General features: G+C 41.1%; 41 protein-coding genes. 35 read left to right on the forward strand and 6 right to left on the reverse strand.

Features of this window, described 5'->3' with window-relative positions; genetic code table 11:
- Positions 1-7: 7 nt before the first annotated feature.
- The 17 genes from CKV74_RS02710 to CKV74_RS02785 all read left to right on the forward strand — a co-directional run bounded on the left by CKV74_RS02710 (position 8) and on the right by CKV74_RS02785 (position 8,408).
- On the forward strand, positions 8-763 hold the full coding sequence (locus CKV74_RS02710) for a tail fiber assembly protein (protein ID WP_007242740.1): 756 nt from the start codon (positions 8-10) through the stop codon (positions 761-763).
- Positions 756-1,241 carry a hypothetical protein gene (locus CKV74_RS02715; protein ID WP_007242672.1) on the forward strand — a complete coding sequence of 162 codons (486 nt, stop codon included), beginning with the start codon at positions 756-758 and terminating at the stop codon, positions 1,239-1,241. Before CKV74_RS02710 ends, CKV74_RS02715 begins: the two co-directional genes overlap by 8 nt.
- Positions 1,234-1,602 carry a hypothetical protein gene (locus CKV74_RS02720; protein ID WP_007242773.1) on the forward strand — a complete coding sequence of 123 codons (369 nt, stop codon included), beginning with the start codon at positions 1,234-1,236 and terminating at the stop codon, positions 1,600-1,602. Before CKV74_RS02715 ends, CKV74_RS02720 begins: the two co-directional genes overlap by 8 nt.
- Position 1,603: 1 nt before the next feature.
- Positions 1,604-1,756, forward strand: coding sequence for a hypothetical protein (locus CKV74_RS10475; RefSeq protein ID WP_007242663.1), 153 nt, complete (start codon positions 1,604-1,606; stop codon positions 1,754-1,756).
- Complete coding sequence (locus CKV74_RS02725) at positions 1,737-2,477, forward strand: hypothetical protein (RefSeq protein WP_095176705.1); 741 nt, start codon at positions 1,737-1,739, stop codon at positions 2,475-2,477. The genes CKV74_RS10475 and CKV74_RS02725 overlap by 20 nt, the downstream gene beginning before the upstream one ends.
- 123 nt (positions 2,478-2,600) lie before the next feature.
- A complete protein-coding gene (locus CKV74_RS02730) occupies positions 2,601-3,431 on the forward strand; it encodes a hypothetical protein (protein WP_007242607.1) in 831 nt (276 codons plus the stop codon).
- Positions 3,432-3,536: 105 nt separating this feature from the next.
- Positions 3,537-4,514 carry a phage major capsid protein, P2 family gene (locus tag CKV74_RS02735; protein ID WP_094188653.1) on the forward strand — a complete coding sequence of 326 codons (978 nt, stop codon included), beginning with the start codon at positions 3,537-3,539 and terminating at the stop codon, positions 4,512-4,514.
- Positions 4,514-5,176: a phage terminase small subunit gene (locus CKV74_RS02740; protein ID WP_095176706.1), complete on the forward strand. Its 663-nt coding sequence runs from the start codon at positions 4,514-4,516 to the stop codon at positions 5,174-5,176. Before CKV74_RS02735 ends, CKV74_RS02740 begins: the two co-directional genes overlap by 1 nt.
- 121 nt (positions 5,177-5,297) lie before the next feature.
- Positions 5,298-5,804, forward strand: coding sequence for a head completion/stabilization protein (locus CKV74_RS02745; RefSeq protein WP_007242678.1), 507 nt, complete (start codon positions 5,298-5,300; stop codon positions 5,802-5,804).
- Positions 5,804-6,013 carry a tail protein X gene (locus CKV74_RS02750; RefSeq protein ID WP_007242622.1) on the forward strand — a complete coding sequence of 70 codons (210 nt, stop codon included), beginning with the start codon at positions 5,804-5,806 and terminating at the stop codon, positions 6,011-6,013. The genes CKV74_RS02745 and CKV74_RS02750 overlap by 1 nt, the downstream gene beginning before the upstream one ends.
- 1 nt (position 6,014) lies before the next feature.
- Positions 6,015-6,236: a phage holin gene (locus tag CKV74_RS02755; protein WP_095176707.1), complete on the forward strand. Its 222-nt coding sequence runs from the start codon at positions 6,015-6,017 to the stop codon at positions 6,234-6,236.
- On the forward strand, positions 6,229-6,747 hold the full coding sequence (locus CKV74_RS02760) for a lysozyme (RefSeq protein ID WP_039847849.1): 519 nt from the start codon (positions 6,229-6,231) through the stop codon (positions 6,745-6,747). The genes CKV74_RS02755 and CKV74_RS02760 overlap by 8 nt, the downstream gene beginning before the upstream one ends.
- On the forward strand, positions 6,732-7,082 hold the full coding sequence (locus CKV74_RS02765; protein ID WP_095176708.1) for a chemotaxis protein: 351 nt from the start codon (positions 6,732-6,734) through the stop codon (positions 7,080-7,082). The genes CKV74_RS02760 and CKV74_RS02765 overlap by 16 nt, the downstream gene beginning before the upstream one ends.
- Positions 7,045-7,260, forward strand: a complete 216-nt coding sequence (gene lysC, locus CKV74_RS10575; protein WP_007242742.1) for an Rz1-like lysis system protein LysC — start codon at positions 7,045-7,047, stop codon at positions 7,258-7,260. The genes CKV74_RS02765 and lysC overlap by 38 nt, the downstream gene beginning before the upstream one ends.
- Positions 7,257-7,472 (forward strand): TraR/DksA C4-type zinc finger protein, encoded by a 216-nt coding sequence (locus tag CKV74_RS02775; RefSeq protein ID WP_007242787.1) that lies wholly within the window; start codon positions 7,257-7,259, stop codon positions 7,470-7,472. The genes lysC and CKV74_RS02775 overlap by 4 nt, the downstream gene beginning before the upstream one ends.
- The gene (locus tag CKV74_RS02780) at positions 7,469-7,957 is read left to right on the forward strand and encodes a phage tail protein (RefSeq protein ID WP_007242697.1); all 489 of its coding nucleotides are present in this window, start codon (positions 7,469-7,471) and stop codon (positions 7,955-7,957) included. Before CKV74_RS02775 ends, CKV74_RS02780 begins: the two co-directional genes overlap by 4 nt.
- Complete coding sequence (locus tag CKV74_RS02785) at positions 7,950-8,408, forward strand: phage virion morphogenesis protein (protein ID WP_007242620.1); 459 nt, start codon at positions 7,950-7,952, stop codon at positions 8,406-8,408. The genes CKV74_RS02780 and CKV74_RS02785 overlap by 8 nt, the downstream gene beginning before the upstream one ends.
- Here the strand turns inward: CKV74_RS02785 and CKV74_RS02790 are convergent.
- Positions 8,386-8,652, reverse strand: coding sequence for a hypothetical protein (locus tag CKV74_RS02790; RefSeq protein ID WP_007242741.1), 267 nt, complete (start codon positions 8,650-8,652; stop codon positions 8,386-8,388). The two genes, CKV74_RS02785 and CKV74_RS02790, sit on opposite strands and share 23 nt — an antisense overlap.
- Positions 8,653-8,723: 71 nt before the next feature.
- Here CKV74_RS02790 and CKV74_RS02795 point away from each other — a divergent pair, with 71 nt between their 5' ends.
- The 16 genes from CKV74_RS02795 to CKV74_RS02875 all read left to right on the forward strand — a co-directional run bounded on the left by CKV74_RS02795 (position 8,724) and on the right by CKV74_RS02875 (position 21,296).
- Positions 8,724-11,450, forward strand: a complete 2,727-nt coding sequence (locus CKV74_RS02795) for a phage tail tape measure protein (RefSeq protein WP_007242782.1) — start codon at positions 8,724-8,726, stop codon at positions 11,448-11,450.
- Positions 11,451-11,551: 101 nt separating this feature from the next.
- Positions 11,552-12,130 carry a hypothetical protein gene (locus tag CKV74_RS02800; protein WP_095176709.1) on the forward strand — a complete coding sequence of 193 codons (579 nt, stop codon included), beginning with the start codon at positions 11,552-11,554 and terminating at the stop codon, positions 12,128-12,130.
- 7 nt (positions 12,131-12,137) lie between these two features.
- Positions 12,138-12,569, forward strand: coding sequence for a hypothetical protein (locus CKV74_RS02805; protein ID WP_007242662.1), 432 nt, complete (start codon positions 12,138-12,140; stop codon positions 12,567-12,569).
- Between the two features lie 119 nt (positions 12,570-12,688).
- Positions 12,689-13,282: a phage baseplate assembly protein V gene (locus CKV74_RS02810; RefSeq protein ID WP_095176710.1), complete on the forward strand. Its 594-nt coding sequence runs from the start codon at positions 12,689-12,691 to the stop codon at positions 13,280-13,282.
- Entirely contained in the window at positions 13,282-13,620 is a 339-nt protein-coding gene (locus CKV74_RS02815; protein WP_007242671.1) for a GPW/gp25 family protein, read from the forward strand. The genes CKV74_RS02810 and CKV74_RS02815 overlap by 1 nt, the downstream gene beginning before the upstream one ends.
- Complete coding sequence (locus CKV74_RS02820) at positions 13,617-14,531, forward strand: baseplate assembly protein (RefSeq protein WP_007242790.1); 915 nt, start codon at positions 13,617-13,619, stop codon at positions 14,529-14,531. The genes CKV74_RS02815 and CKV74_RS02820 overlap by 4 nt, the downstream gene beginning before the upstream one ends.
- Positions 14,524-15,090, forward strand: coding sequence for a phage tail protein I (locus CKV74_RS02825; RefSeq protein WP_039847850.1), 567 nt, complete (start codon positions 14,524-14,526; stop codon positions 15,088-15,090). The genes CKV74_RS02820 and CKV74_RS02825 overlap by 8 nt, the downstream gene beginning before the upstream one ends.
- Positions 15,091-15,996: a phage tail protein gene (locus CKV74_RS02830; RefSeq protein ID WP_007242774.1), complete on the forward strand. Its 906-nt coding sequence runs from the start codon at positions 15,091-15,093 to the stop codon at positions 15,994-15,996.
- Positions 15,997-16,005: 9 nt separating this feature from the next.
- On the forward strand, positions 16,006-16,752 hold the full coding sequence (locus tag CKV74_RS10580; RefSeq protein ID WP_007242737.1) for an HI_1402-related protein: 747 nt from the start codon (positions 16,006-16,008) through the stop codon (positions 16,750-16,752).
- Positions 16,731-17,009: a DNA helicase UvrD gene (locus CKV74_RS02845; RefSeq protein WP_095176711.1), complete on the forward strand. Its 279-nt coding sequence runs from the start codon at positions 16,731-16,733 to the stop codon at positions 17,007-17,009. The genes CKV74_RS10580 and CKV74_RS02845 overlap by 22 nt, the downstream gene beginning before the upstream one ends.
- A 129-nt stretch (positions 17,010-17,138) precedes the next feature.
- Positions 17,139-18,323: a phage tail sheath subtilisin-like domain-containing protein gene (locus CKV74_RS02850; protein WP_007242681.1), complete on the forward strand. Its 1,185-nt coding sequence runs from the start codon at positions 17,139-17,141 to the stop codon at positions 18,321-18,323.
- Positions 18,324-18,326: 3 nt separating this feature from the next.
- Positions 18,327-18,833, forward strand: a complete 507-nt coding sequence (locus CKV74_RS02855) for a phage major tail tube protein (protein WP_005700105.1) — start codon at positions 18,327-18,329, stop codon at positions 18,831-18,833.
- A gap of 78 nt (positions 18,834-18,911) precedes the next feature.
- Positions 18,912-19,205, forward strand: a complete 294-nt coding sequence (locus CKV74_RS02860) for a phage tail assembly protein (protein ID WP_007242702.1) — start codon at positions 18,912-18,914, stop codon at positions 19,203-19,205.
- Positions 19,205-19,351: a GpE family phage tail protein gene (locus CKV74_RS02865; RefSeq protein WP_005700138.1), complete on the forward strand. Its 147-nt coding sequence runs from the start codon at positions 19,205-19,207 to the stop codon at positions 19,349-19,351. Before CKV74_RS02860 ends, CKV74_RS02865 begins: the two co-directional genes overlap by 1 nt.
- A 329-nt stretch (positions 19,352-19,680) precedes the next feature.
- Positions 19,681-20,118 carry a phage tail protein gene (locus tag CKV74_RS02870; RefSeq protein ID WP_007242691.1) on the forward strand — a complete coding sequence of 146 codons (438 nt, stop codon included), beginning with the start codon at positions 19,681-19,683 and terminating at the stop codon, positions 20,116-20,118.
- Positions 20,118-21,296: a phage late control D family tail protein gene (locus CKV74_RS02875; RefSeq protein WP_095176712.1), complete on the forward strand. Its 1,179-nt coding sequence runs from the start codon at positions 20,118-20,120 to the stop codon at positions 21,294-21,296. Before CKV74_RS02870 ends, CKV74_RS02875 begins: the two co-directional genes overlap by 1 nt.
- A gap of 203 nt (positions 21,297-21,499) precedes the next feature.
- Here CKV74_RS02875 and CKV74_RS02880 read toward each other — a convergent pair whose 3' ends face one another.
- From CKV74_RS02880 to CKV74_RS02900, 5 genes are all read right to left on the reverse strand, one after another.
- The gene (locus CKV74_RS02880; RefSeq protein WP_095176713.1) at positions 21,500-23,317 is read right to left on the reverse strand and encodes a DUF2326 domain-containing protein; all 1,818 of its coding nucleotides are present in this window, start codon (positions 23,315-23,317) and stop codon (positions 21,500-21,502) included.
- Position 23,318: 1 nt separating this feature from the next.
- Positions 23,319-23,561: an ABC-three component system middle component 8 gene (locus CKV74_RS02885; RefSeq protein WP_039847852.1), complete on the reverse strand. Its 243-nt coding sequence runs from the start codon at positions 23,559-23,561 to the stop codon at positions 23,319-23,321.
- A gap of 3 nt (positions 23,562-23,564) precedes the next feature.
- Positions 23,565-24,518 (reverse strand): ABC-three component system protein, encoded by a 954-nt coding sequence (locus CKV74_RS02890; protein ID WP_095176714.1) that lies wholly within the window; start codon positions 24,516-24,518, stop codon positions 23,565-23,567.
- A gap of 71 nt (positions 24,519-24,589) precedes the next feature.
- A complete protein-coding gene (locus tag CKV74_RS02895) occupies positions 24,590-25,252 on the reverse strand; it encodes a helix-turn-helix domain-containing protein (protein WP_007242652.1) in 663 nt (220 codons plus the stop codon).
- A 115-nt stretch (positions 25,253-25,367) separates the two neighbouring features.
- Positions 25,368-25,790, reverse strand: coding sequence for a hypothetical protein (locus CKV74_RS02900; RefSeq protein ID WP_095176715.1), 423 nt, complete (start codon positions 25,788-25,790; stop codon positions 25,368-25,370).
- Positions 25,791-25,801: 11 nt separating this feature from the next.
- On the opposite strand from CKV74_RS02900, the gene CKV74_RS02905 reads away from it, so the two are divergent.
- The gene (locus tag CKV74_RS02905) at positions 25,802-25,999 is read left to right on the forward strand and encodes a hypothetical protein (protein WP_007242647.1); all 198 of its coding nucleotides are present in this window, start codon (positions 25,802-25,804) and stop codon (positions 25,997-25,999) included.
- 44 nt (positions 26,000-26,043) lie between these two features.
- Positions 26,044-26,220, forward strand: coding sequence for a hypothetical protein (locus CKV74_RS10480; protein ID WP_164703781.1), 177 nt, complete (start codon positions 26,044-26,046; stop codon positions 26,218-26,220).
- The last annotated feature ends 29 nt before the right edge of the window (positions 26,221-26,249 follow it).

Below are 26,249 nucleotides of genomic sequence, written 5' to 3' on the forward strand. Positions count from 1 at the left end.
GGGATTTATGGCAGTAAAATTTAATGCCGAAGGCTTTGCCACCACTAGTGGTGAAATCACCGTCTATACCACGGATTATCAAGGGATTTACAGCCACGGCGCCATCGAATATGTGAGCGAAGGTGGAAGCCTTGCGGCAGGTAGCTATTTAGATGCTCCACCACCGGAAAAAGAAGGGTTTGTGGTTGTGCGAGCTGAAAATGGATGGAGTTATCAGGCCGATAACCGAGGAGTTTATTACCGCACGGATACCGGTGAAAAGGTGGAATATTTAAAACTTGGAGAGCTCCCTGAAAACTTAACCAAAATCGAACCACTTAGTTTGCCATGTAAATGGGATGGCGAAAAATGGGTTGTTGATACAACAAAACAAGCTGAGCTTTATGCTAATGCAGCAAGTCGATTGGTTGATGGTATCGACTCGAAGGCAGCAGAAATCTACAAGTATTGGACGCGTTTTGAGTCCGAATATCGCGAGCGCCAAGCGGCAGCAAACGCATTTAAATCCGCTGGCTATCAAGGCGAAGTAAGCCGTTATATTGCTGATTTTGCGCGCCATGCGGGAATCGACAATAAAACTGCAACGGACTTGATTTTAGTGCAGGCAGAAGGGCTTGAGAAGCTGCAGATGGAACTCGCGAATCAACGGATGCGTAAGTATGAAATTAAAACGCCGAATTTAACGCTGGATCAAATGCAAGCAATCTATGACGACATTATTTCAACCATGGATAAACTTTTGGAGGCATACAAAAATGGCTAACCGTATTTATCTTGCTTTTTATAAGCATAAACGCAGCTTTCTGAAAGAGCCATTAAAAGCCGTAGCTGATGCAGTAACGAGATTTTTCACAAAAGGTAAATACTCCCATTGCGAGCTAACGGTCGAGCGAATGGAATTCACTCAAGGCAATCATTACGAGAACGAAACTGTGTTTGATTGCTATTCTGCATCTGTACAAGACGGCGGTGTGCGCTGTAAGCAAATTGACGTGTCAGACCAATCTAAATGGGATTTGTTGGCCATTGATGGTGTAACCGAGGAACAAATTAAAGCGTATTTTGCAAAAACTGTCGGACATACCTATGACTGGTGGGGCGCATTGGGCGTGGTCTTAGGTATTAAACAAAAACGGAGTAAGTATTTCTGTTCGGAATGGTGCTTTAACGCAATTTATAACAGTGATGAAGGTTGGCGTTTTAGCCCAAACCAACTTGCAGCGATGGTGAAAAATGGATAAAACAACGATTAACCTTTACCGTGGTGATGACGAGGCATGCACTGTTCGACTGTTTGAAAAACTGCCGGATAAAACATTAAAGCCGCTCGATTTAAGTGATGTGGCGCGCTTTGATTTATGGGCGAAAGTCAGAGGCAAAGCCGTGCTAACGCTATCATCCACAACAGGTGAAATTGAAGTTGTAGATGCCCAAGGCGGTGTTATCAAGCTTAATATTAGCCACAACTTAACCAAGGAGGCAACATGGTCACAAGCCGGTTACGATTTGCAAACTGTATCTCATAGCGGACGAATAAAAACGCCAATCCGCAATGGGAGAATTAACTTGCAGTTTGATTATACTCCAGTGCCGGGTGACTAAGATGTGTGAAATTATAGCAATCATCGAACCACCACAAGAGATTGTTGCAGTGGTTGAGGCGACAACAGAAGTAACATCGCTAAATGAAATCGAATTATTAAAAATTTACGAACAGGGAAAGGAGGATTTTTATCATGGCAAAAACACCAACTAAAGACGACCAACCATTTATTTATCAACTAGGGAAAGATATCGCTAGACTAGGGTTTGAAATTGAAAAGCTTAAAAATAAGTCTGTGAAAGCGGTACGAATTGTCGTGCCAGCAAAACCAGAAAAATATCAACAATATTGGCTTAAAGCAGTAATTAACTTACCGCCTGAGTGTCAAAATGCAATTTGCATAAAATCAAAAAACGGCGAAGTCAGTCTCGTTAAAACTGAAGAAACTCTATCTGTTTACGCTGAGTATAACGTAAGCGAGTTTTATCTAGCTCCTATCTACAGGCTTGAGGCTGATACAATTACCGCAGTACTTGACCAGCAACAGATAAATGACATTAATGATGCACAAGAGCGCGAAGAACGTGAACGCAAAGAGCAACAAGAGCGCGATAAACACATTTATAAATATCTCGCAAAATGGCTCACGGACAATTACCTTGAAAGCGTTAGAGCTAAAGCAGGCACAACCCGCGACTATGAACTCATGGGCATCAAAGTTTATGTAAATAAAAACGGGTTAAAAGCATTGCTTGACAAACCATTTGAACGAAACAGCAATATGCCTACGCTGGCTATTGATGAGTCAACCTATGCTGACGCTAAAGAGGCTATGTTAACCGAGAAAGCTCGCATTGACCGTGGCGAGGTTGATTTGAGTATAGCGAGTGATTTCAACGTGGTGGATTACCGTTACATTGACGATATGCTTTAATAATAAAGTGCGGTCAATTTTGGCCGCATTTTGTTGCTAGTTTATAAGGTATAATAATGACAAACAAACAAACAAACAAACAAACAAACAAACAAACAAACAAACAAACAAACGGAGCGTACTATGTATAAACAAGCACCGCTACCGTTCGTCGGACAAAAGCGCCAATTTTTAAAACACTTTGAAGTCGTACTGAACGAAAACATCCCCGGGGATGGTGACGACTGGACGATTATCGATACATTTGGCGGGAGCGGTTTACTAAGCCACGCTGCTAAACAACTCAAGCCTAAAGCACGTGTAATTTATAACGACTTTGATGGGTATGCAGAGCGCATTAAACATATCGACGACATTAACCGCTTGCGTGCGCAAATTGCCGCGTTGTTAGTTGATATCCCACGTCAAAAGCGCATCACCGACAAAGCGCTCAAGGCACAGATTATTGACACAATCAAAGCGTTTGACGGTTATATTGACCTCGCTACGCTAACAAGTTGGCTGTTGTTTTCAGGACAACAGGTTGGCACATTTGAGGAGTTGTTTGCCAAGGATTTTTGGCACTGCATACGCCAGTCAGACTATCCATCTGCAGACGGTTATTTGGATGGGATAGAGGTGGTTTCTGAGTCGTTTCACACGTTACTACCACGCTTTAGTGCCGACCAACAGGCGGTATTTGTTTTAGACCCACCTTACCTATGCACCAGACAAGAGAGTTACAAACAGGCTCATTACTTTGATTTAATCGACTTCTTGCGATTAGTCAACATCACTCGGCCACCGTATATCTTCTTCTCGTCCACTAAGAGCGAGTTTGTGCGGTTTATTGAGTACATGGTCGAAGACAAGGTTGATAATTGGGAGGCTTTCTACAACTCCGAGCGCGTAGTTGTTAAGGCTTCAGCAAGTTATTCCGGGAAGTATGAAGATAACATGGTTTATAAGTTTTAAGACTTAAAATTTAAACGCCCTTTAATGATGATTTAAAGGGCGTTTTTGTATCTCAAATTTAATGATTTTTAACCGCTTAAAATGGGATATTGCTAAAAAATCAAAATTCTCACTTTTAGCGGTCACGTTTCTCAAAATTCGCGAACGGCTACACCAAGCGTAGAACAAAAACTGATTGAAAAAGTATTGTTAAGTTCAAACTTCTTGCAATGGATTAACGTGGTTCGTGATCCATTAATGGAAGCAGAATTAGTCGGTTTAGAAGTGGCTTCTGCGATTGCAAGCACCACAGACACCAACACCAAAGAGCGCGAAACAAAAGACATTTCAAAAATGACCGGTCGCAAATATAAATGCGAACAAGTCAACTTTGACACGCATATTCCATGGCCAAAACTCGACCAATGGGCAAAACACCCTGACTTCCAGAAAAAACTGGCGAATTTAACGCAAAAAACTATCGCCTTGAACCTCATTATGATGGGGCTAAACGGCACAAGTCGCAGTGAAACCTCCGATTTGTCTTCAAATCCGAAACTGCAAGACGTGAAAAAAGGTTGGTTACAACAAATGCGTGAAGATATGCCGTCTCATGTGATGAACGGTGCAAGTACACAAAACAAAATCAAAGTGGGTAAAGGTCAAGCCAAAGACCACGGCTATGAAAACATTGATGCCTTAGTGCTTGATGCCGTCAACACCTTAATTGATGAAGTTTATGCCGATGACACTGAATTAGTGGTGATCTGCGGTCGTGAAATCTTAAACGATAAATACTTCAACATCGTTAACACGGATTTAAAACCGACGGATGACCTTGCAAGCCAAGTGATCATCTCACAAAAACAAATCGGTGGCTTAAAAGCGATTCGCGTGCCGTTCTTCCCGAAAAATTCAATCCTGATCACCCGATTGGATAATTTATCCATCTACATTCAGGAAGGCTCAATGCGCCGTTTCATTAAGAACAATCCGAAACGCAACCGCGTAGAAGATTACTTGTCGCAAAACATCGACTACAAAGTCGAAGAATACGGTTGCGCGGCATTAATCGAAAACATCACTTTCGAAGATAAAGAATAATGGCTGAACGTCTCTCACCCGCACAAATCCATCTTCGCACCATTTCCGCTGCCGTGGCTCATGCAGCGAAAACCGAAGATCTAAGCGAATTCACCGAATATGAAAAAATGTGCCGTTTGCTTGCGCGTCACCGCAAAGATTTAAAACAAATCCAATCGACGGAACGCAAAGCGGCATATAAAAAACAAATTTTGGTGGATTACCTGCCATGGATTGAAGGTGCATTATCTGCCGGCACCGGCAAACAAGACAATGTCCTGATGACATGGTGCGTGTGGGCGATTGACTGTGGCGAATATCACCTTGCGTTACAAATTGCCGATTATGCCGTCTTTCATGATTTACGCTTGCCCGAGCCATTTACCCGAACTCTTGGCACTATGTTGACAGAAGAATTTGCCGACCAAGCCAAAGCGGCGGCAGCGGCAAATCAACCTTTCGAAGTGGCTTATTTGGAACAAGTGCAACGCATCACTGCCGATTGTGATATGCCGGATGAAAGCCGAGCCCGATTATTGCGTGAATTAGGCTTGCTTTTAACCGACAAAAACCCGGAACAGGCACTGGCATATTTAGAACGCGCCTTGGGCTTAAATCAGTCCATCGGTGTGAAAGGCGATATTAAAAAACTACGTAAACAATTAAACAAATCCGATGAATAAGCGGTTTTGAAACTGAGCAAATCACGCAGCCGCGGGGCGGATTAAAAGTGCGGTCGAAATTCCTAGAATTTTTAACCGCACATCATTAATCCTCACCCCGCTTTTTTTATAGGTGTTTTTTATGTCAGACGGATCTATCTCTATCAAACTCGCCCCAGATTACGAAATGGGGGCGGTACAAAAACAAGTTGAAGACTATGGGCAAGGAGAAGGCCTTGTACTGAACGACCTTTTTTTCCCGTCGCTTAAAATCTCTGATTTTCGCAATCAGGCACGTTTGGACGGCACAGTCACAACGGCTCGCTTAAAAGAAGCCTTAATTGAAGCTATCGCCGCGGTCAATGACGAATTGGAGGAATTCAAACAGCGCAGCACATCCGAAGCCTTTGCCGACATTCCTTGCCAAAAAATCAACAACGAAAGCGTGTTGGTCTATCGCTACCGCCGTGCCGTCACCTGCTTGGCATTGGCAAACCTTTATGAACGCTACACAAGCTACGACACCACCAATGACGGCGAGAAAAAGGCAGAACTGCTCAAAGATAGCATTGACCAATTGCGCCGTGATGCCCGCTTTGCCATTAGTGACATACTCAAACGCCCGAGAGTCGATGCGGAGCTAATCTAATGGAAGTTTACGCTCAACAAAACGACAACTTAGATGCAATCCTGTATCGCTATTTCGGGCATAGCGAAGGTTTGCTTGAAATCGCCTGCGAACTGAATCCGCACTTAATGGATAAAGCCATTATTCCTATTGGTACAGAAGTGATCTTGCCGGAACCTGACACCGAAAAAATCAGCGTGGCCCAAGACACTATTCAACTTTGGAGCTGATATGCACGACACGCCAACGAAAGCGTCTTACACATCAGGAATTTTAGCCTTTTTTATTGGACGCATTGCGGATATGTTTTCAAATGTAAATTGGGCGGACGTCGCCTCAATCACCGGTATTGTGATCGGTGTCGCCACATTTCTGGTGAATTGGTATTACAAGAAAAAAGATTTTGAATTAAAAGAAAAAGAACTTGAACAACGGAGCCATCACCATGATTAAACGATCAGCAAAATACGTCTGCGCCGTCACGGCTGTTGTTGGGCTTATGATTGCCACACATGGAAATGAAATTAGAACATCAGAAAAGGGCTTGCTGCTGATTGGTAATGCAGAAGGTTGCATGCAAAAGCCTTATCAATGTCCCGCTGATGTTTTAACAGTCGGCATTGGCACAACGGATGCCGTTGAAAAAATTGACCGAAATAAAATTTACACCTTGCAAGAAGTTGCCGAATTATACACGAAAGGCATTAAGCAAGCCGAAAAGTGCGTGAATACCTATGCCAACGGTCAAGCCATGCCACAAGGGGGATTTGATGCCTTATCAGCCATTACATTCAACGTTGGATGTGGTCGCCTAAAAAACAGCACGCTTTTTAAAATGGCACGGAAAGGATACAGCAAAGCCATGTGCAGTCAATTTGAACGATGGATTTATGCAAACGGCATCCCACTGAAAGGTTTAATTGAAAGACGACAAAAGGAGAAAGCATTGTGTTTGGATTCTTAACAAAAAAAGAAAAATACATTTTATTGGTTGGCCCGCTCATGCTTGTGGCAATTATTCTGTTTCAAGGGTGGCAAGCCAACCACTGGCGAGCTGAAGCAGTAAAAGAAGAACAATTAAAACAACAATGGGAAGCATCTTACGTTGCCTTAAATGAAAGCGTAGATAAATTCAATGAGCAACAAAAAGCACTCACGGAAGCCGTTAATCAATTAAAAATCTCTCAAACCAAGCAAACACAGGATTTAAAAAATGCACTTAAAAAACACCAAGATTGGGCTGACACTTTTATCCCTGATGATGTTAGCGGCGTGTTCAACCACACCAAAAATCATTAAACAGCCAATTCTATGTCCGCAAGTCGCTGAATGTGCGCCTTTCACCGTCACAATTAAAACAAACGGCGATTTGGCGAACGCCTATCTACAAAGCCAACAAAAGCTAAGTGTATGCATTGTTGAAAATCAAGCATTAAAAAAATGCATTGATGAATTTAATCAGCAGGAAAAACAATGACAGATCAATTTGACCGTGCGCAAGAACTCGAACAAATGACACGTGATATTGCGTTACAAAAACACTGCACTTTTAAAGCAGTAAGTCGCCTTTATTGTGAAGATTGTGACACTCCAATCCCTGAAAAACGCCGCCAATTAATTCAAGGCGTAACCCGTTGCGTGGATTGTCAGCAAAAATATGAAATGCAACAACGGAATTTCAGAAAATGAAAAAGCCAAACCAACTGCGCAAAATCCTTGAGCAAAGTCACCAAGACTTTGTTAAAAATCCTGACCGCTTACAGCTTTATGTTGACGGCGGTCAAGTTGTTGCGACAGGCCGCACATCACTGAGTTTTGAGTATCGTTACACGCTAAACATCATCATCACCGATTTTGCCTTTGATATTGCAAGCCTAATCGTGCCGATTAATGCGTACTTACGAAAAAACCAACCTGAACTATTCGAAAATCCGCAACGCCGTGAGAACGCCTTTAAATTCCAAATGGATTACAACAATAACAACACGGCGGATGTGTCTATTGAAATCCAACTTACCGAACGAGTTGTGGCAAAACAAGTGGGCGAAAACGTGCAGATGACTTACGCCACAGAACCAACCGCACCGGAATGGGAACAGTTAGGAAAAGTGAAAGTGTATCTAGGCGAAATTGAAGAAAATAATCTAATTTTTAAAGGTGGGAATAATGGCTAGTGTGGAAGAAATCCAAGCAAAACTGACCGCACTTATTAATAATCTCTCACCGCAATCCCGCCGCCAGTTAGCACGCAACATTGGGCAAGCTTTACGAAAAAATCAACAGGCACGCATCGCACGTCAAGAAAACCCAGACGGAACAGCATTTGAGCCGAGAAAACCAAGAAAAGAATTTGGCAAAAAGAAAGGGAGAATTAAACAAAAAGCCATGTTTGCGAAGTTGAGAACGGCAAGATATTTCAAAATTCAGAGTAATGCCAATGAAGTGTCGGTTGGGTTTAATGGGTCAAGCGCCACAATTGCAAACGTGCATCAATACGGCTTACAAGGCACGGTGAATAAAAACAAAGGTATCAAGGTGCAATATGCCCAGCGTGAATTGCTAGGCTTTTCGGAAAGTGATGTGGAATTGATTGAAAACTTAATTATTGAGCAACTAAGTCTTTAGATTTTGATTTGATGTGCTTGCGAATAATGTGCGCCCAATAGCAATAGACTACGAGTGCAGCCATGCCAAGGAAGAAGTTGATTTCGACAAGCCAAAGCACGGAGCCAAGCATCAACATATAAAGAAATAACAGAGGAGCGGCAATAATGCCGGAAACAACCCAAGGCAATGCAATAAAACCAAAACCAACAGCGAGACCCAATAAGCCCACTGCGAGAATAAATAAAGAAAGTATTGCGATCATATTCCCTCCTTTTGTTTGGTTAATTATTAAGCCAAGAAAAGAACCTTGTCAATAAAAGCGAGTAATTAAGAATGAATAATTTACAACTCACTGTTTTATTAAATGCCATTGATAAAATTTCAGCCCCCTTGCGCAATGCAAATAAGCAAGTGTCTGCGCTTTCTCAAAAGCTAAAAGAAAACAAGGCTATTCGCGCACAATTAACAAAACAAGATAAAGAAACAGAATCGGCTATCAAAAAATATGCAACAACACTCAACCCTTTAAAAAATAGATTGAGTGCGGTAAATCAAGAACTCGCGCAAGCTCAACAAAAATCTAAACATTATGCGCAACAGCTTGCTGCGGCTAAAAATCCAACAAATGAATTTCGTGCTAAGGTCTTGAATGCCCAACAAGCAGTAAAAAAACTCAAAGATGAACAAGCGCAAGCTGCACTCAAATTGCGCCAAGCACGCCAAGAATTAAACGCCTCAGGGTTGTCAGCAAAAACACTCGCCCAGCGACAAGACGCACTCAAAAGCAAATTAAAAGGCGCAAATCAACAGATTAGACAGCAAGAAGCGGCATTGACTAAACTTAATGCTAAACAAGCTGCTTACAATCGTTATCGAGGGCAAGTCGAAACATTAAAAGACATCAGTGGAAAAGCGCAAATGGTTGGGGCGCAAGCATCAGCGGCAGGTGCAACCATCACAGCGCCTCTTGCAAAATCCGTAAGTGATTTTATGAACTTCGAAGATGCCATGGTGGGAGTGGCAAGACAAGTACAAGGATTAAAAGATAATACCGGAAAATTCACGCCTGAATTTGACGAATGGAAAAATAAAATTCAAGCCCTATCCACGGAATTGCCACTAACTACCGTCGAAATCGCAAATATGATTGAATCAGCAGCTCGGATGGATGTACCAAAAGAACAGCTAGAAGAGTTCGTGCGATTAAATACACAAATGGCAACGGCCTTCGATGCGGCAAATCCTGATGAACTTACTGAAAACTTTGGTAAGGTGAGTAAAAACTGGAATTTATCTATCCAAGACTCAAAAGAATTGGCTGATTCGATTAACTATCTTGATGACAATGCTATTTCGAAAGGTGATGCCATTATTGGTTTTATGAATCGCCTAGGCGGCATTAGTGCGGTAGCAAAAATTACCGATAAAAATGTTGCCGCACTTGGTTCTACTCTTATGACGTTTGGTTCCGATGAAAGTTCAGCAGCAAATGCGGTCAGCTCCACATTTAGCCGACTTTCTCGAGCGACAACCATGAAGCCGGTAAAAAGAGGATTAAAGGCATTAGGGCTAGATTCAAGCAAAATTCAAAAAGGTATGGTAAAAGATGCTCAAGGCACACTGATGACCATCATAGAGCGCATAAAAACTATTCCGGAGCATTTACGATCTTCCGTCTTGACCGATATTGTAGGTGGAAACTATGGCGATGAAATTATAAAACTGGTGAAGAACACCGATGAATGGAAACGTCAAATTGCCTTAGCCAATGACGAATTAGCAAAAGGCTCAATGAACCGTGAATTTCAAACTCGGATGAAAGCTCTTTCATCGACATGGGGTATTTTTAAAAATCAAATTTTTAACCTGAATTCAACCATTGGGGGCACGCTTGCGCCGACACTGGATTCATTAATGAAAAAGATTGGCGGACTGATTGATAAGGGTAATAAATGGATTCAGGCACATCCAAAACTTGCTAAAAATATGTTATTAGTTGCAGGCGCAATCGGCGGATCGCTCACAGTGTTTGGCGCATTTGCTTTCGCACTAAGTTTCGTGCTTTATCCTATTGCTCGCCTATTTCTTGGGGTAAGCAAACTCAACATCCTTTTACCAAAATTCGCAGGGAAAATTAGCGGTGTAGGCGGAACGATTGCAAGGTGGCTACTTTCGCCACTTAAACTATTGCCAATGCTTCTTTCCATGACAGGCATCGCTTTTATGGCAACTGCATTGCTGATTTACAAATACTGGGATAAAGTCAAAGCCTTCTTTGGTGGTTTTTGGGAGGGATTAAAATCAGGTCTCGCCCCTGTCCTTGAAAAATTCCAACCACTAGGCACCGCATTTGGTGTGGTCGTTGGATGGATTGAAAAAGCAGTGAAATGGTTTACTGATTTCTTATCCCCAGTACAAAGTACCAAGGAAGATTTAGATGCTGCAGCCAGTGCAGGCAAAAAATTTGGCGAATGGGTAGCCTTCGGTATTGATTTAGCGTTAACACCATTACAACTGCTAATTGATGGCGTGAAGTGGTTGATTGATAATCTACCTAAAATCAACGAGCAAAATCAAAAAGCCAAAGCCTTAAGAGACGAAACTATGAAAGCCGCTTTTGGAAATGGCGTACTCGGCCAAACTATGTCAGCCATGGCAAACATACCTGAATATGCCACAGGCGGTTATACCGGCAACGGCGGTAAGTATCAGCCGATGGGGATTGTCCACGGTGGTGAATATGTCATGACCAAAGAAGCCACAAACCGTCTAGGCGTAGCAACGCTGAACGCCTTAAATTACGGCAAACAAGCCTTAATTGCGGGCGGTTTAGGTATCGGACTTGCCACAGCCGCACCAATTCAGGTGGATAACCGCCCGTCAATTTCGGCACGGCCAAGCATCAGCCAAACCATGCAACCAATGGCGGTCAATATCACCATTAATGCACAAGCAGGGCAAAATGAGCGACAAATCGCTCAACTTGTCGCCGCAGAAATTGAACGCATAAACCGACAACAACAAGCAAGAATGCGAAGTCGAATGACTGATCGGGGATAAAAACAAAAGGGTGAAAGCCCTTTTGTTGCACATGACAGAAAATAGTTTTATATTTCAGCGAAAAGTTGTAAACTTCGCAGAATTTTATTCTTTGGTGACTTATGACGAATCTATCATTAAACCCTATTTTTGAAGGCTTAGAACCTATTTTTAAGCAATTAAAAACAGCGGCGATTTCTGCATGTCTTGTGGTCCCTGCTGCATTAAACATTCAAGTAAAATCAGTAGAAACAGTGCAGATTGTTAGCGTTCAGAAACTAAGATTAAGCCCTCAAGAGAAGCAAGCATTTTATGAATTTGCAAGTAATGCAATAAATCTTGTGCAAGTTACTTCAGCATTGACGGACTTTGCTATTTCGCTAGCTCCGCAAGCTTTTAATGTGATTTCTACAAATGATATCCAATCTCTAGAAGAAAAAACGAATGAGTATGATCATCTAATTACAAATATTATTTCAGAAATGAATCAATTTGATTTGAACCATCCTACACTTGTTTCAGAATTAAATAATTTAAGTAATAAAATGCATATGTTTTGTAATATTGTGAAATCAGAAAAATACAAAAAAGAATCAGATAAAGTGGTTTTATCACGCGTTTATCGAACACCTGAAGATGCTGGATACACCTACAAATCATCAGATTCTTTTGATGATTTCAAAAAAGCAATGATGATGTAGGATACAAATGAAGATTGAGTTATCGAAACAATTCAAAGAAGGGCGTTTAAACACGCCCTTTTTTAAAGACATTCAAGCCATGTCTGATGAAGAAAAGAAGCTCATCTTTGATTTTATGCAATCCATTGAACAAGGAAAACGATTAAGAGGTAAAAATAAACCCTCTTGGATTGATGATAATCTCAATGACATTCCAAATACAGAGGTTTATCAACAAAACGAAATATGGCATTATCACTGTGGCCCTTACAATGAAGGTTCTAGCTATTCCCCTATGAGTGGGCTAAAAATGAATTTGGACGGTGAAACATCAGGACCTGTAATTCATTATCAAAAAATATCAGATGAACATATTGTGATTATCGCTTTTTCCCCACAACACGAACCATTCCCACGCGAATGGGATACTCCCAATCCAATCATTGACCGAACAGAATAAGCAAGTCGCCATCGCCAGACTTGCTTTTTTGTTACCCAGTCTTTCACACTCCCCCACACTCGCAAAATCAAACAAACTCACCAAAAATAGGGGCAATTATTACAAGTAGAAATCCGCCCATGTCAGCCGATAACAACCGCAGAATTGAAAGCATCATCCGCTTTGGCTTAATTGCCGAAGTCGATTATGCACAAGCAAAAGCACGGGTAAAGTGCGGTGAAATATTGACGGATTTCATCCCCTTCATCACCTTGCGAGCCGGCACGACAAAAACATGGTCACCGCCAACACAAGGCGAACAATGCATCATCTTGGCGGCAAGTGGTGAACTGACAACAGCGTGCATCATCACAGGGCTTTACACTCAAAACAGTCCAAGCCATTCAGCCGATGAACACGTGATCGAATTTGCAGACGGCGCCAAAATCACCTACAACCAAGCAAACGGCGATTTGGTTGTGACAGGAATAAAAACCGCCAACATTAAAGCCGATAATCAAATCCATATTGAATGCCTCACTGTCAACATTAAAGGCAATGTGAATATTGATGGGAATTTATCTACAACCGGAACAACAAAGAGCAAAGGCGAAATTAGTACGCAAAGCAACGTCTCAGCAAGTGGCGACATCAAAGGTGGCAAAATTAGCTTACAAAATCACGTCCACGTTGCACAAGGTGAAAAAGCACGAACAAGTAAGGCAACTGTATAATGAATCGATTTACAGGCGGAAAAATCACAAGCGAAACAGAACACATCAAACAGTCGATTGCGGATATTTTGTTGACACCAATCGGCTCACGTTTACAACGCCGAGATTATGGTAGCCGTATCCCTGAACTTATCGACCGACCAATGAACCCAATCTTATTATTACAACTCGCAGCAAGCGCAGTGATGGCATTAAACAAGTGGGAACCTCGAATCATCATTAGTCAATTTAAGCCCCAAATCACATCGAATGGGATTAATTGCACCATTGTATGCAGAACAAAAGATCAAAATAACATCATTAACTATGATGATGTGTGGTTAGGCGGTAAAGCATGAGTGAAATCATTGATCTAAAAAACCTCCCCGCCCCCAAAGTTGTACAAGAGCTGAACTATGAAACCTTACTTGGACAACGTAAAGAAAAATTTCTATCGCTACAAGAAAATGACGATGCACGACAGCATTGGCAGATTCGGTTGCAGTTAGAAAGTGAACCGGTTGTTAAATTACTGGAAGAAAATGCATATTTAGAATTATTGCTGCGTTCTCGTATTAACGAATCCGCCAAAGCCGTCATGCTTGCCTATGCTACAGGGGCGGATTTAGACCAATTAGGAGCCTTATTTGGAGTGGCTCGATTGTTAATTCATGCCGAAGACTTAACCACGCGGCCGCCCATCTCGGCACAATATGAAGACGATGACCGTTACCGTATACGCATACAAATGTCGCTAGAAGGTTTAACCACAGCAGGAAGCCGTGCAAGCTATGAGTTTCATGCACTTTCTACTTCGGCAAAAGTAAAAGATGTTGATGTTACAAGCCCAACGGCCGGCACGGTTAAAGTGGTAATTTTATCCACCGAAGGGCAAGGTACTGCAAATAGTGAACTTATTTCCGCCGTAGAAAAGCAACTAAATGCCGAACATATTCGGCCACTAACGGACACCGTACTAGTCGAAAGTGCAGTGATTTTACCTTATGAAATCCACGCAACACTCACGCTTTACCCCTCTGTGCTAGAAAGTGCGGTGATGACAAATATCAATCAAGCCATTACCCATTATGTGAAAAAACAACACGCACTTGGCATTGATATAACTCGTTCAGGTATTTTCGCTGCTCTACATCAAGAAGGCGTACAGAACGTGCAATTGGCTCAACCGCTTGCAGATTTAATCGTACAGCCAAACCAAGCGGCATATTGCACACAAATTCAAATTAACGTAGGTGGTCGAGATGAATAGCTATCTACTGCCTACGGGCTCAACTAAGTTAGAAAAACAATTATCAAATACGTTTTCAGCAATTTCAGAAATACCTGTTCCGATTCACCTCTTATGGAGCGCAAAGCATTGCCCTATAGACCTCTTGCCATGGCTTGCCTGGTCTCTTTCAATTGATGAATGGGATGACGAATGGAGCGAAGAAAGCAAACGACAAGCCATTTTAAATAGCATTCATGTTCACAAACACAAGGGCACAATTTCGGCGATTCGCCGTGTGATGAAATCCGTGGGTTATGGTGAGGTAGATATTATCGAAAACCAGTCTCTTAAAACATGGAATGGCGAACTGAATTTTGATGGTCTAGAAACCTTCGAACATGAAGAAATGCACTGGGCAGAATACAAAATTGTGCTACATCAGCCCATTACTATTGAAGAATCAAAACAAGTGCGGCGAATTTTAAATGAAAATGCCCCTGCACGCTGTCATTTGGTTGCATTCAATTTTACACGGGCAGGCCATCGGTGGAATGGCGAGATCAATTTCGATGGAAACTTTACTTTTGGAGAAGTATAAATGGGAAAAATTACTGAGCAACAACAATGGGAAGAGGATATTTATCTCATTGAAAAACAAGATAAGGTGCTAGGCGGAGAGCTTGGCGTAATTAACATTCAAGCAAAACAGCTCGCCAATCGAACCAAATATTTAAAAGACCAAGTAGACACCATCAACCAAAACCGCACAGGCTACGCCCCTAAAGCCAGCCCAGCGTTCACTGGCGTGCCAACCGCGCCAACAGCTGCATTAGGCACGAACAACACACAAATTGCCACAACCGAATTTGTAAAAACCGCAATTGCCGCATTGGTAGGTTCTGCGCCTGCAGCATTGGACACGTTGGAAGAATTAGCCCGTGCGTTAGCAGGCGATGCAAACTTAAAAGCGACGTTGCTTGCTGAAATCGGGAAAAAAGCCAACGCCACTGATTTTAATGCCTTACATGATTTATTTATTGGTATCCCTATTCCTTATCCGCTCTCTACCGTCCCAACAGGTTGCTTGGCTATGAACGGACAGCAATTTGATACTCGTCGTTATCCAAAATTGGCACAGAAATATCCGTCAGGGCAATTGCCGGATATGCGCGGTGAATTTATCCGTGGTTGGGATAATGGCCGTGGCGTTGACGCTGGACGGGATTTATTAAGTTGGCAATATGGCTCATTGTTAGTCCAAGAAGCGCACTACCAGGTCAACAACGTGGTATCTCCGTCTGGCAATACAGCCGAAAACCTCGGTTGGGATAAAACGGATTCCAGTTTAACTAATAGTATAAAGATGACAACGGCAGTTGCTGACAATCGGGCGGCCAACTGGTTCGCGAAGCCAGGCTCTTTTGCTATAGATAACCAGGTGCCTTATGTTGGGATGATTCGCCCGCGCAATATCACTTTTAACTATATCTGCTTGGCTGAGTAAGGAGAATTTATGGCAGTAAAATTTAATGCTGAAGGCTTTGCCGAAACCAGTGGCGAAATCACCGTCTATTCCACGGATTATCAGGGAATTTACAGCCACAGTACAACTGAATTTGTTAGCGAAGGAGGAAGTCTTTCGGCGGGAAGCTATTTAGATGCCCCACCACAACCCAAACAAGGCTTTGTGATTGTACGAGCAGATAACAGTTGGCAATATCAAGCCGACCATCGTGGTTCTTATTACAACACGGAGACTGGAGAGAAAGTGGAGCACATCACGTTGGGCGAATTGCCAGACAATTTAACCGCACTTGCACCGCTTACTGAACCCTGTAAGTGGAATGGCACGACATGGGTGAAGGATGAAACAAAAGCTGCCGAATTTTTTGCCCAACGTAAAGCATCATTACTTATCATGCTTGCCAACAAAGCTGACACATTGAAATCAGGCTTATTAGTCGGCTATCCACAAACCGAAATCGACAGTTTCTATCGCCAAGAGAAAGAAGCCTTAGCATGGCAAACCGATCATAGCGCCGATACACCAATGCTAAAACAAATTGCTAAAGTGCGTGGTGTCCCATTTGAATTATTAGTTGAAAAAGTGATTGAAAAGTCTGCTCAATTTGCCATAACAATTGGTGTCATTATCGGGCAAAGACAAGCATTTGAAGATCGCCTATTAACTTTAAAAACGCCTGATGATTTAACCGCTATTGAACAGGAAATTGACGCATGGACATTAAACTTAAACTAAAAAGATATGGTTATCATATTGTTATTGCGATTGACCAACTCTTTAATGCACTCACCGGTGGTGCGGCAGATGAAACCTTATCAAGCCGAACATACCGTGGGGCAATGTTAACACCACAACCGAAAAAGCGTTGGCGTGTGCTTTATCGAGTCATCAATGGCTTGTTCTGCGATAGCAATCACTGTCGTACAGCGTATGAAAGTGAAATCAGCGGCAAACAGCACGATGAACAATTTTCCACACAATCAACACAATAACTAAAAGTGCGGTCAAAATTGACCGCATTTTGTTGCCTCGCCTTTCACACATCCAACCGCTCGCACCGCTCCATTCTCTCGATCACAATAAAGACATTATTTAACCAATAGAAACCATAGGGCTAAAATATGTCTGATGAATATCTCCATGGGGTCAAGGTAACGGAAATTGCCGAAGCCTTGCGAACACTCACCACATCATCCACTGCTGTGATCGGTTTAGTGGCAACCGCACCTGATGCAGATGCAACTGTTTTCCCACTCAATAAACCCACTCTTTTAACCGGTATCACCGCAGAAGTCCAAGCGAAAGCCGGTAAACAAGGCACATTATCCCGTGCATTGGATGGCATTGCGGATATTGTAAATTGTAAAGTTGTGGTCATTCGTGTGGAAGAAAGCGATGACGAAAGCACAATGAAAGCAAACGTCATCGGCACAGTGGACAGCGAAGGCAATTACACTGGTTTAAAAGCGTTCTTAGTCTCTGCTGCCGTTTGTGGCGTGAAACCGCGTATTTTCTGCGCGCCGAAGTATGACAGCCAAGATGTCACCACCGAGCTTTTAAGCGTGGCGAAAAAATTGAATGGCTTTGTGTATGCATCGTGCGGTTCAGCAAAAACCAAAGAAGAAGCGGTCACTTATCGCCGCAATTTCTCACAACGCGAATTAATGCTGATTTTTGGGGACTTCTTGTCGTTTAACCCAAACACCGAGCAAACTGAAATCGATTATGCCGTGGTTCGTGCGGCAGCAATGCGTGCATATCAAGATAAAGAATACGGCTGGCACACCTCCATTTCGAACAAAGGCTTAACTGGCGTGACCGGTGTCACTAAGCCACTGTCATTCGACATTAATGACAGTGCAACCGATGTCAACTATCTAAACGAACAAGGCATCACCTGTTGCGTCAATCACAATGGCTTCAAATTATGGGGCTTACGCACCTGTTCAGCAGACAAATTATTCATCTACGAAAACTACACCCGCACCGCACAAGTGTTGAAAGACACCATCGCACAATCTTTTGATTGGGCTGTAGATAAAAACATCAGCGTAATGTTGGTGAAAGAAATCGTGGAAGCGATCAACGCGAAATGGCGCGAATATGTGGCGAAAGGTTACTTAATCGGCGGTAAAGCATTTATCAATTCATCACTGAACACTGCCGCCACATTAAAAGATGCAAAATTGCTTGTGTCTTATGATTACTGCCCTGTTCCGCCATTAGAACAATTAGGCTTTAACCAATACATCAGCGATGAATACCTTGTGGAATTCGCCGCAGAGATTGCCAAAGTAGGAGCATAACAAATGGCTTTACCACGTAAATTAAAACTCATGAACTTCTTGGCAGACGGTAATTCTTACCGTGGTCAAGTCACCGAAATCACCCAACCTAAATTGGCAATGAAACTGGAAGAATACCGTGCAGGCGGCATGATTGGTCCAGTGAAAGTGAATTTAGGCGTGGAAGGCTTGGAAGCGCAATTCAAAATGGGCGGTTACATGACCGAACTCATTAAAGAATTTGGCGGCAAAATTGACGGTTCGGCATTACGTTTTGCGGGTGCATACCAACAAGACGACACAGAAGAAGTCACCGCCATTGAATTGATTATGCGTGGTCGTTTCAGTGAAATTGACAACGGCACAAGCAAATCAGGCGATGACACCGAACAAAGCTACACCGTGCCATTAACCTATTACAAAATCATCGAAAACGGCAAAGATTTGGTCGAGATTGATTTGCTCAACTCAATCTTTATTGTCGGCGGCACTGACCGTTTAGCAGAACACCGTTCAGCGATTGGCATCTAATCACCACCTAGCCCCGCAAGGGGCTTTTATTAAATCACTCCCCCACGCTTAAGCGTGGCATTTTTAAAGGTATAAAAAATGAAAAACGAAAACAGCAAAGTGATCACATTAACCAATCCACTTGTGCGTGGCGAAAACAAAATCACCGAAATCACCGTCAACAAACCCACCGTGCCGGCATTAAAAGGCTTAAAAATGTTTGACGTGTTGCAAATGGACGTGGATGCATTACAAGTGTTACTCACTCGCGTTACAAATCCTGTGTTGCATAAATCAGACTTTTCCACAATGGAAGTGGCAGACTTCACCGAGCTTGCGGCGGTGGCTGTCGGTTTTTTAGGGAAGAATTCGGAAGCGGAAGCGACCGAATAATGATTGCCGCCACGGTAGAAGATGCCATGGCGGATATTGCACTGATTTTCCATTGGCAACCACAAGCCTTTGAGCAAATGACATTTGCCGAATTAATGACATGGCGAGAAAAAGCAAGGGAACGGAATGAAACAGAAAATGATTGATTATGTATTAAATATGCCACGGCATATTGTATGGCGTGGGCTGTTAATCTCACTTGTTGTTTTTTGGTTGCTTGTGATTTTCGGCATTGCATTTCTCTTTCGCTAATTCATCAAGTGCGGTCAGAAATCACGGGATTTTTTGACCGCACTTTTCTTTAGGAATAAATCATGAGATCAATTTTAGTCTTATTTTGCTATTTTCTATCAATCGTCGCCGTCACAGGGTGCGCAACATTTCTGATGTACAACAAAATCGATGGTTGGGGCTGGATTATTTTTATTGATGTTTTATTGGTATTAAAGCCAATCGAAGTTAAGGATTAAAAATAATGTTTCAAAACTTTGCTTTAGCCGCACTTGGTATGTTCGTTTTTACACGGCAAACCGTGCCTTTCCAAAGCTTAGACCGCACATCAACGTGGCGACATCCAACTAATGCGATTGTGGGTGCTATGCCAAAATCACAATTCACCGGTAAGGAAAGCGAAACCGTGACAATCGGCGGACGACTTATCCCCGAAATCACGGGCGGAAGATTTTCCATTAAAGCGTTGGAATTAATGGCAGACAGTGGCGGTGCCTTTCCGCTAATTGATGGTGCAACCTTTGAAATTATCGGTTTTTTTGTGATCGAAAACATCCAAGAAACCCGCACAGAATTCTTTGGTGATGGTGCGCCACGTGCGATTGACTTCACCATGAACCTAAAACGCACTGACGACCCAATGTTGATTGCCATTGCTGATGCAATAATGGGGGAATTCTAATGTTTGATTTTGATACCAATCACCGCACACCTCAATTTTCAGTAGAAATTGTAACGCAGGATAAAAAAAAGAAAGACATCACAACCGTTGTTGCTGATCGGCTGATTAGCCTGTCACTTACCGACAATCGAGGACTGGAAGCTGACATGCTAGAAATTGAACTCTCCGACCATGACGGCAAACTAGCTTTGCCATCGCGCAACGTCACGATTAATCTTGCACTAGGTTGGAAAGGAGAACAATTAGTCGGAAAAGGAAGTTACATCGTAGACGAAATCCAGTTTAGCGGCGCACCGGATAGATTAGCAATTCGAGCAAGAAGCGCAGATCTAAAAAGCAGTCTATTCGAGCAAAAAGAACGCTCATTCCACCAAATTCACCTAGGCGACCTAGTACAGCAAATCGCCAAGTCACACGGTTTAAATTGCTTTGTTGCTGCAGGATTACACAATGCGCTGATAGAACATATAGACCAAACCAACGAAAGCGACATCAACCTATTAACTCGCCTTGCCGAGCAATATGACGCTATGGCGACCGTGAAAAATGGCGTCTTGCTATTTATGAATTTAGGTGCAGGGCAAAGTGTAAGTGGTAAGCCTTTACCGGCTTATCAAATTACAAAAAAACAAGGAGACAATTACAACTTTTCGATTGCCGAAAGCGAAAACTATAAATCCGTCCGAGCCTATTGGCACGACCCTGATAGCGGCAAACGCGGCGAAATAACGGTAGATACCAACACATCTATTGTGAAAAAACAACGTATGACAAAAGGTCGAACGTTGAAAAATGGTACAGTAAAAGGCAGACGGCTAAGCAAACGAAAATACAATGTAGTTGTGCAACAAGAACCCATCACAAGCGACAGCACACAAATAAAGACATTACGCCACACCTACGCGACCGAAAAAACGGCAATTATTGCCGCTAAATCCGCTTTTGATAAGTTAAAACGAGGCGTTGCCACATTTAATCTAACGCTTGCTTTTGGTGACCCCATGTTGATGCCGGAAACTATCGTTGAGCTTGCAGGGTTCAAGGCAGAAATTGACGCCACAACTTGGCTTATTACCAAAGTGACACACAATCTTTCAGATAGCGGCTTTACCAGTCAAATTGAATGTGAAATGAAAGTGGAAGATGAAGAAGTGGAAGTGAAAAAGGTGAAAAAATAAAATAGGAATCGTAAAAAGCGTAGTTTTCCACACGAATACGATTAAACTGAACATCACGCAATTATCAGAAAGTCCGACAATTTCACACGATCCAAAGGCATAATATTTGCCTAATTTTTTAGAATGGCAGTAAGGCAAAAAGTGCGGTGAGCTTTTTATGGGTTTTCCTTGTAAAAAAGCCTACGTGTTGCGTAGGCTATCTGTTACCAAGTATTCATTTGGAATAATCTTCCTGTATTATCCTCTGCATCATTTAATTCAAGAATAATTTCATCAGGTTTAACACCATTATCTGATAATGTAACAACCTCATCTGACAATAATGTAATAAAGTGCTGAATACCAAATTGTGAATATTCACGAATAATATTTAATAAATTCCTTTTAGGATTATTATCAAGCGATTCTAAGATTCCATCATGATAAATAAAAGAATGATAACCTTGCTCAGCATAATAACGAGCGATTGCCATATCAAATGCAATACATAGTAACTTTTTAAATGATGTTCCTTTATCTTTATGATTTTTTACGCCCTGATTCTCGAAATAAGCATCAAAATCAATATATCCTTTTGTATTTTGCTCGACCTTAATAATTGCCTGCTCTCCAACGACTGCCATAATAATTGAAACAAAATAATCCCGAATTTTAATAAACTGACTATTTGAATCATTTCGCACTTTACAGGTTAAGTCTTGTTCAATAGATTGAACCAAATCACTGCGTTTCTGCTTTTCTTCAGCTAAAGTAGCATTTGCATTAAAGAGATCTTCAATAACGCTTTTTTGCTGTTCTAAAAGAATGAGCTCAGCTCTATTTTTATCTAAGAACGCAGATGTTTGTTTATATTTTTCAAAAATTTCCTTTTCATTAAGAAATGATAATTTTTCACTTCTTTCTTGATTTAGTTCTATCAAGCGGGATTGAATACTTTCTATTCTAGAATCTGTTTTTCTCAAATCATTAGATAAGTATTCATTTCTCTCTTGATTAATAGCCTGATTAAACCTAATTAGTTGGTCAAAATCTTTTTTCAACTGATCAGAAAAAAGCACGCCTGCTTCCTTAAAAAGAGAGATAGCCTCTGTTGTATCAAAAAGAATCTTTGTTGGCTCTAAGGAGCTTTCAAGGCGTTGCTTTCGCCCTTCTAGTTGGTACAACTGAGCATTTAATGAAACAATATTATCATCAATATTATCGACCAATTTTCGGATACTTTCTTTATCTTCGCTTCCGAAGTCAAGTTTTGACAATGCAATTTCAGCATTAGAAATTTGTGTTTTAATAAATGCAATTTGTGCCTCGATTTCAGAAAATCCTTTATGATCTACCCGATTAATTCTTTTTCTTAATTTAATTTCTTCATCTAACGCCTTGATTTCATCTTCTTTATTATACAAACGGCTCAATAGCTCATCATCAAATCCCAACAAACGAGATAGAAAAGGTTTCCAATCCTTATCTTTTGAACGGCTATTACGGCTTAATTTGAATACATCTGTAAAATCAGACTGCGTACGAAGCAAGTAAGCAAAAAATTTACGGTAAGAATATCCTCTTAGAAATTTAAATCCTAACAGACCTTCTAAATAGCTACGAGCCTCCCTAAAACTTAGTTGATAAGCTGACCACTCATCCGGCATTAATCCCTGAAAATCTTGATTGGGGGAAGTATGCTTCTTAAAACTTATTTTTGAAGGATTACGCACAGTTCTACAAATTGTTAAATACTGGGGGATTTCTTCCGTTTTTGAATCATTTAAGTATATTTCAAGGTAAAACTCAAAGTCATTAAGCTTATCTACGGATAATAAAACATGTTTTTTATGCTCACAAATCAAACAAAAATCAATAATTTGGGCTAATGTAGATTTACCTAGATTATGGGAATGCTTTTTTCCATCATCTAAATATTTCTGTTTACTCATAACTGTTCCAACAACTGCATTGACACCGTTATTGAACATTAAGGTTTTAAAAATATTCTCTTTATTTGAGTAAAGCTTCATTAATCGCATTTTATTTTCCTATATATTCAAAGGAATCATTTGTTTGGTGATACTCAACTAAACCCAATAAATAAAGCAAATTTATTGCCGGCATAAATAAAACATAGTCGCAATCCGTTGCTTTTTTTACAACGGAAAGTAATTTATCAAAAGAGACATATCTACCCGCCTTTAATGATTTCAACATTAAAGTTGCAGCATACATAACTGATTTGTCAGGATCCGTATATTTATCAGGTTGAATTTTTATCATATCCTACTCTTTGCGACCTATATCACAATTCCAATACATATAATAAACCAATACTCGAACTCTTTTCTCAAAATCTTTGCCATGGCTCTTTTCACTTTCAACAAAATGAGAAATTAAATCTTCCAATCTTCTATTTATATAATTATCACTATAAAGGGCTTCAAGTTTGGCTTTAGTATCTAAAACAAGATCTTTATAGTCTTCTTTTAACGCACTATTCTCTGGATTGCGTAATACATCATCAATCTGTCGAATGTAAGGGTCAAAATAAGCCATCATTATTTCAGCAAAATTAGGTGACGCATTATTTTTTTCATTCTTTGTGGCTAAATCACAACGTTCTAACAAGCTGTCATTGTCTTGCGGTTGACTATTTTTTGTTGATTCAACTAATGACTTACATTTCCTTATTACACATGCAATATGACTGGCTGTCAATAACTCAGCATAAACTTCAATTAAATGCTCAAGCCCCGATTCCTTAATGATTTCGGGATAACTATCAATTAAACGGTCAAGATATTCTCTACCTAATATTGCAATATTTTCATAAGGTAAACCTGTTTGTTGGTGAATAAGATTAATTAGCTCTGGATGAGATTTCCCCGTTTCTTTTCTATTTGTCATTAATAAATAGAAACCGATTTTCCCTTCTTCTACCATTTTTTTTAGTTTAGGAAGCTCTCCCTCAACAATACTTTTAAACTCTTTCCGTCCTGTTGTGGCATCAAAATTTTGAGTATGTTTTGCCTGAATAACAACAATCTTACTTCCTTCGGTTTTCCAAGGTGTGGTAACGCTTGGAAAATCATTTGCTGTTCCAGAGAATGAACCATCACGCCCACCATCTGGACCTTTAGAAAATCCAGCTACGCCACGCCCAAGAATCTTAGCACAACAGGAAATCGTAAAAACCTCAAAATCAGCATCATTTTTAATAAGTGAAACAAAGTTCATTTTCTCTATCCATTTTTATCTTTTGTTATGTTGATGATAATTTCCCCCCTACAAATCCTTCGGGTTAATCGCTACCACTTCTTCATCTTCATCGGCAAGCTAAACACCACGCGCCCATGAATATAAATCGGGTCGTCGGTGTGAATTTGCCAAGGTTCGTATTTTTCTTTGTTGTCGGACATCGCCCACATTTCTCGGCCACGTTTTTGCAAGCGTTTAATGAATGTGTGATCATCAAAGGTGAACACATAAAGCCCATCGGCACTGAAATAATTTTCTGATACATCGACATAAAGTAAATCGCCGCTTTCCAATGTCGGCGCCATGCTATCGCCTTTCACCGCAATAATTTTTAAATTTTTAGCATCGGTGCGCCCAAATTGGCGGCGGAAGAAATCCAAGTCAAACTCTTGTGCTAATAAGCCTTGTTCTGTCCGAGTTAAAAACGTGCCATTTCCTGCACTGGCTTCAATATCCAAAATTTCTACTCGGATAGTGTCTTTTGCCAAAGGTTCATGCAGATTAACGACGCGCACCGTGTCGTCAGTAAAGCCCAATGCATTTTTCGTTACATCAGGAAATGAACTTATATGATATTCAAACGCACCGCCTTTTATACCTTTGGCTTCGCGCATTTTCCAATTTTCATTTTTTGCCTTGCGAGTGATATTTGTTGCTTGAGCAGGCAATCCATCTAGCCCTTCTAACTCTTTTGCCGAGTACCATTCTTTCATTTTTGATTTCCTCATAAGATTTTTTAAATCTTTTTTAAATCACATATTGATTTAGAAAAGATTTAGTTATAATATCTCAAACAATGTAAACAAACACAGAAACACAATGGCAATACTAGCCAGTTTTTTGTTTTAACAGTTGTGGCAACGCCAAAATACCGATGAAGTAAAAAAAGCTTTTTAGTGTGGCGTATTGTTTTATAGCTTGTTGCGGAAGTTCGCTGAAATTAAAGCCAAATTGTTGTAGTTCCGCTTGGCTAAAACTGCCGAGTGCAAAGACGAAAATGCAAACGCCACACAAGTAGGAATGTTGTCCTTGAATGTGCAAGTTTTTGGTGTACGGAATCGTTTTTTTATATACCCAATAAATCACGAATGACATCAACAGCAATATAACAAGTTGAATATCGGCATTGATTTCCGGCACAAGTGCAAAGCGAGTGTAGACATAAACTAACCCGAATGTCGCCCAATAAGCCACGGTATCAATGATGATGTCTTTTATAAAAAGCAGGTGGTTTTTTATTTTTTCGAACATAGGAGTGCCTTATGGCTAAAAAAGTCGATGAACAATTATGGGTTCGCGTATTGGAACTTGAACAAACCTTAAAAGAACAAGAAAAACAAACCCAGCAAAGAATAGACGAACTTGAACAACAACACCGCGCAATTTATGGCTATTTTCAGGGGTTATGTCTTGTCTGTTCTGCAGTAGGTTCGTTCTGTGTATTCCAGTGGGTTTTTTAATAGTTAAGTATAACAAAGTAAACAAAAACAACAAAGGAAAGGGCATGGCGAAAACAGGAAAAAAACGTGAGCTGAAATCCGAAATTATTGCATTTCGTGTGACGGCAAGTTTTAAAGCCGCATTGGAAACTGAAGCGGCAAAAGACAAACGCGAATTACAAGATTTTATCCGTTTGAAATTAGAAGAATGCGTTCCCGCGTCAATGCCGGTTGGGCAGTGATTCGGAATAGTTAAATAGAAAAGGTGGTG

It is taken from the genome of Haemophilus pittmaniae, assembly GCF_900186995.1.
In the GTDB taxonomy this organism is placed as follows: Bacteria; Pseudomonadota; Gammaproteobacteria; order Enterobacterales; family Pasteurellaceae; genus Haemophilus_D; species Haemophilus_D pittmaniae.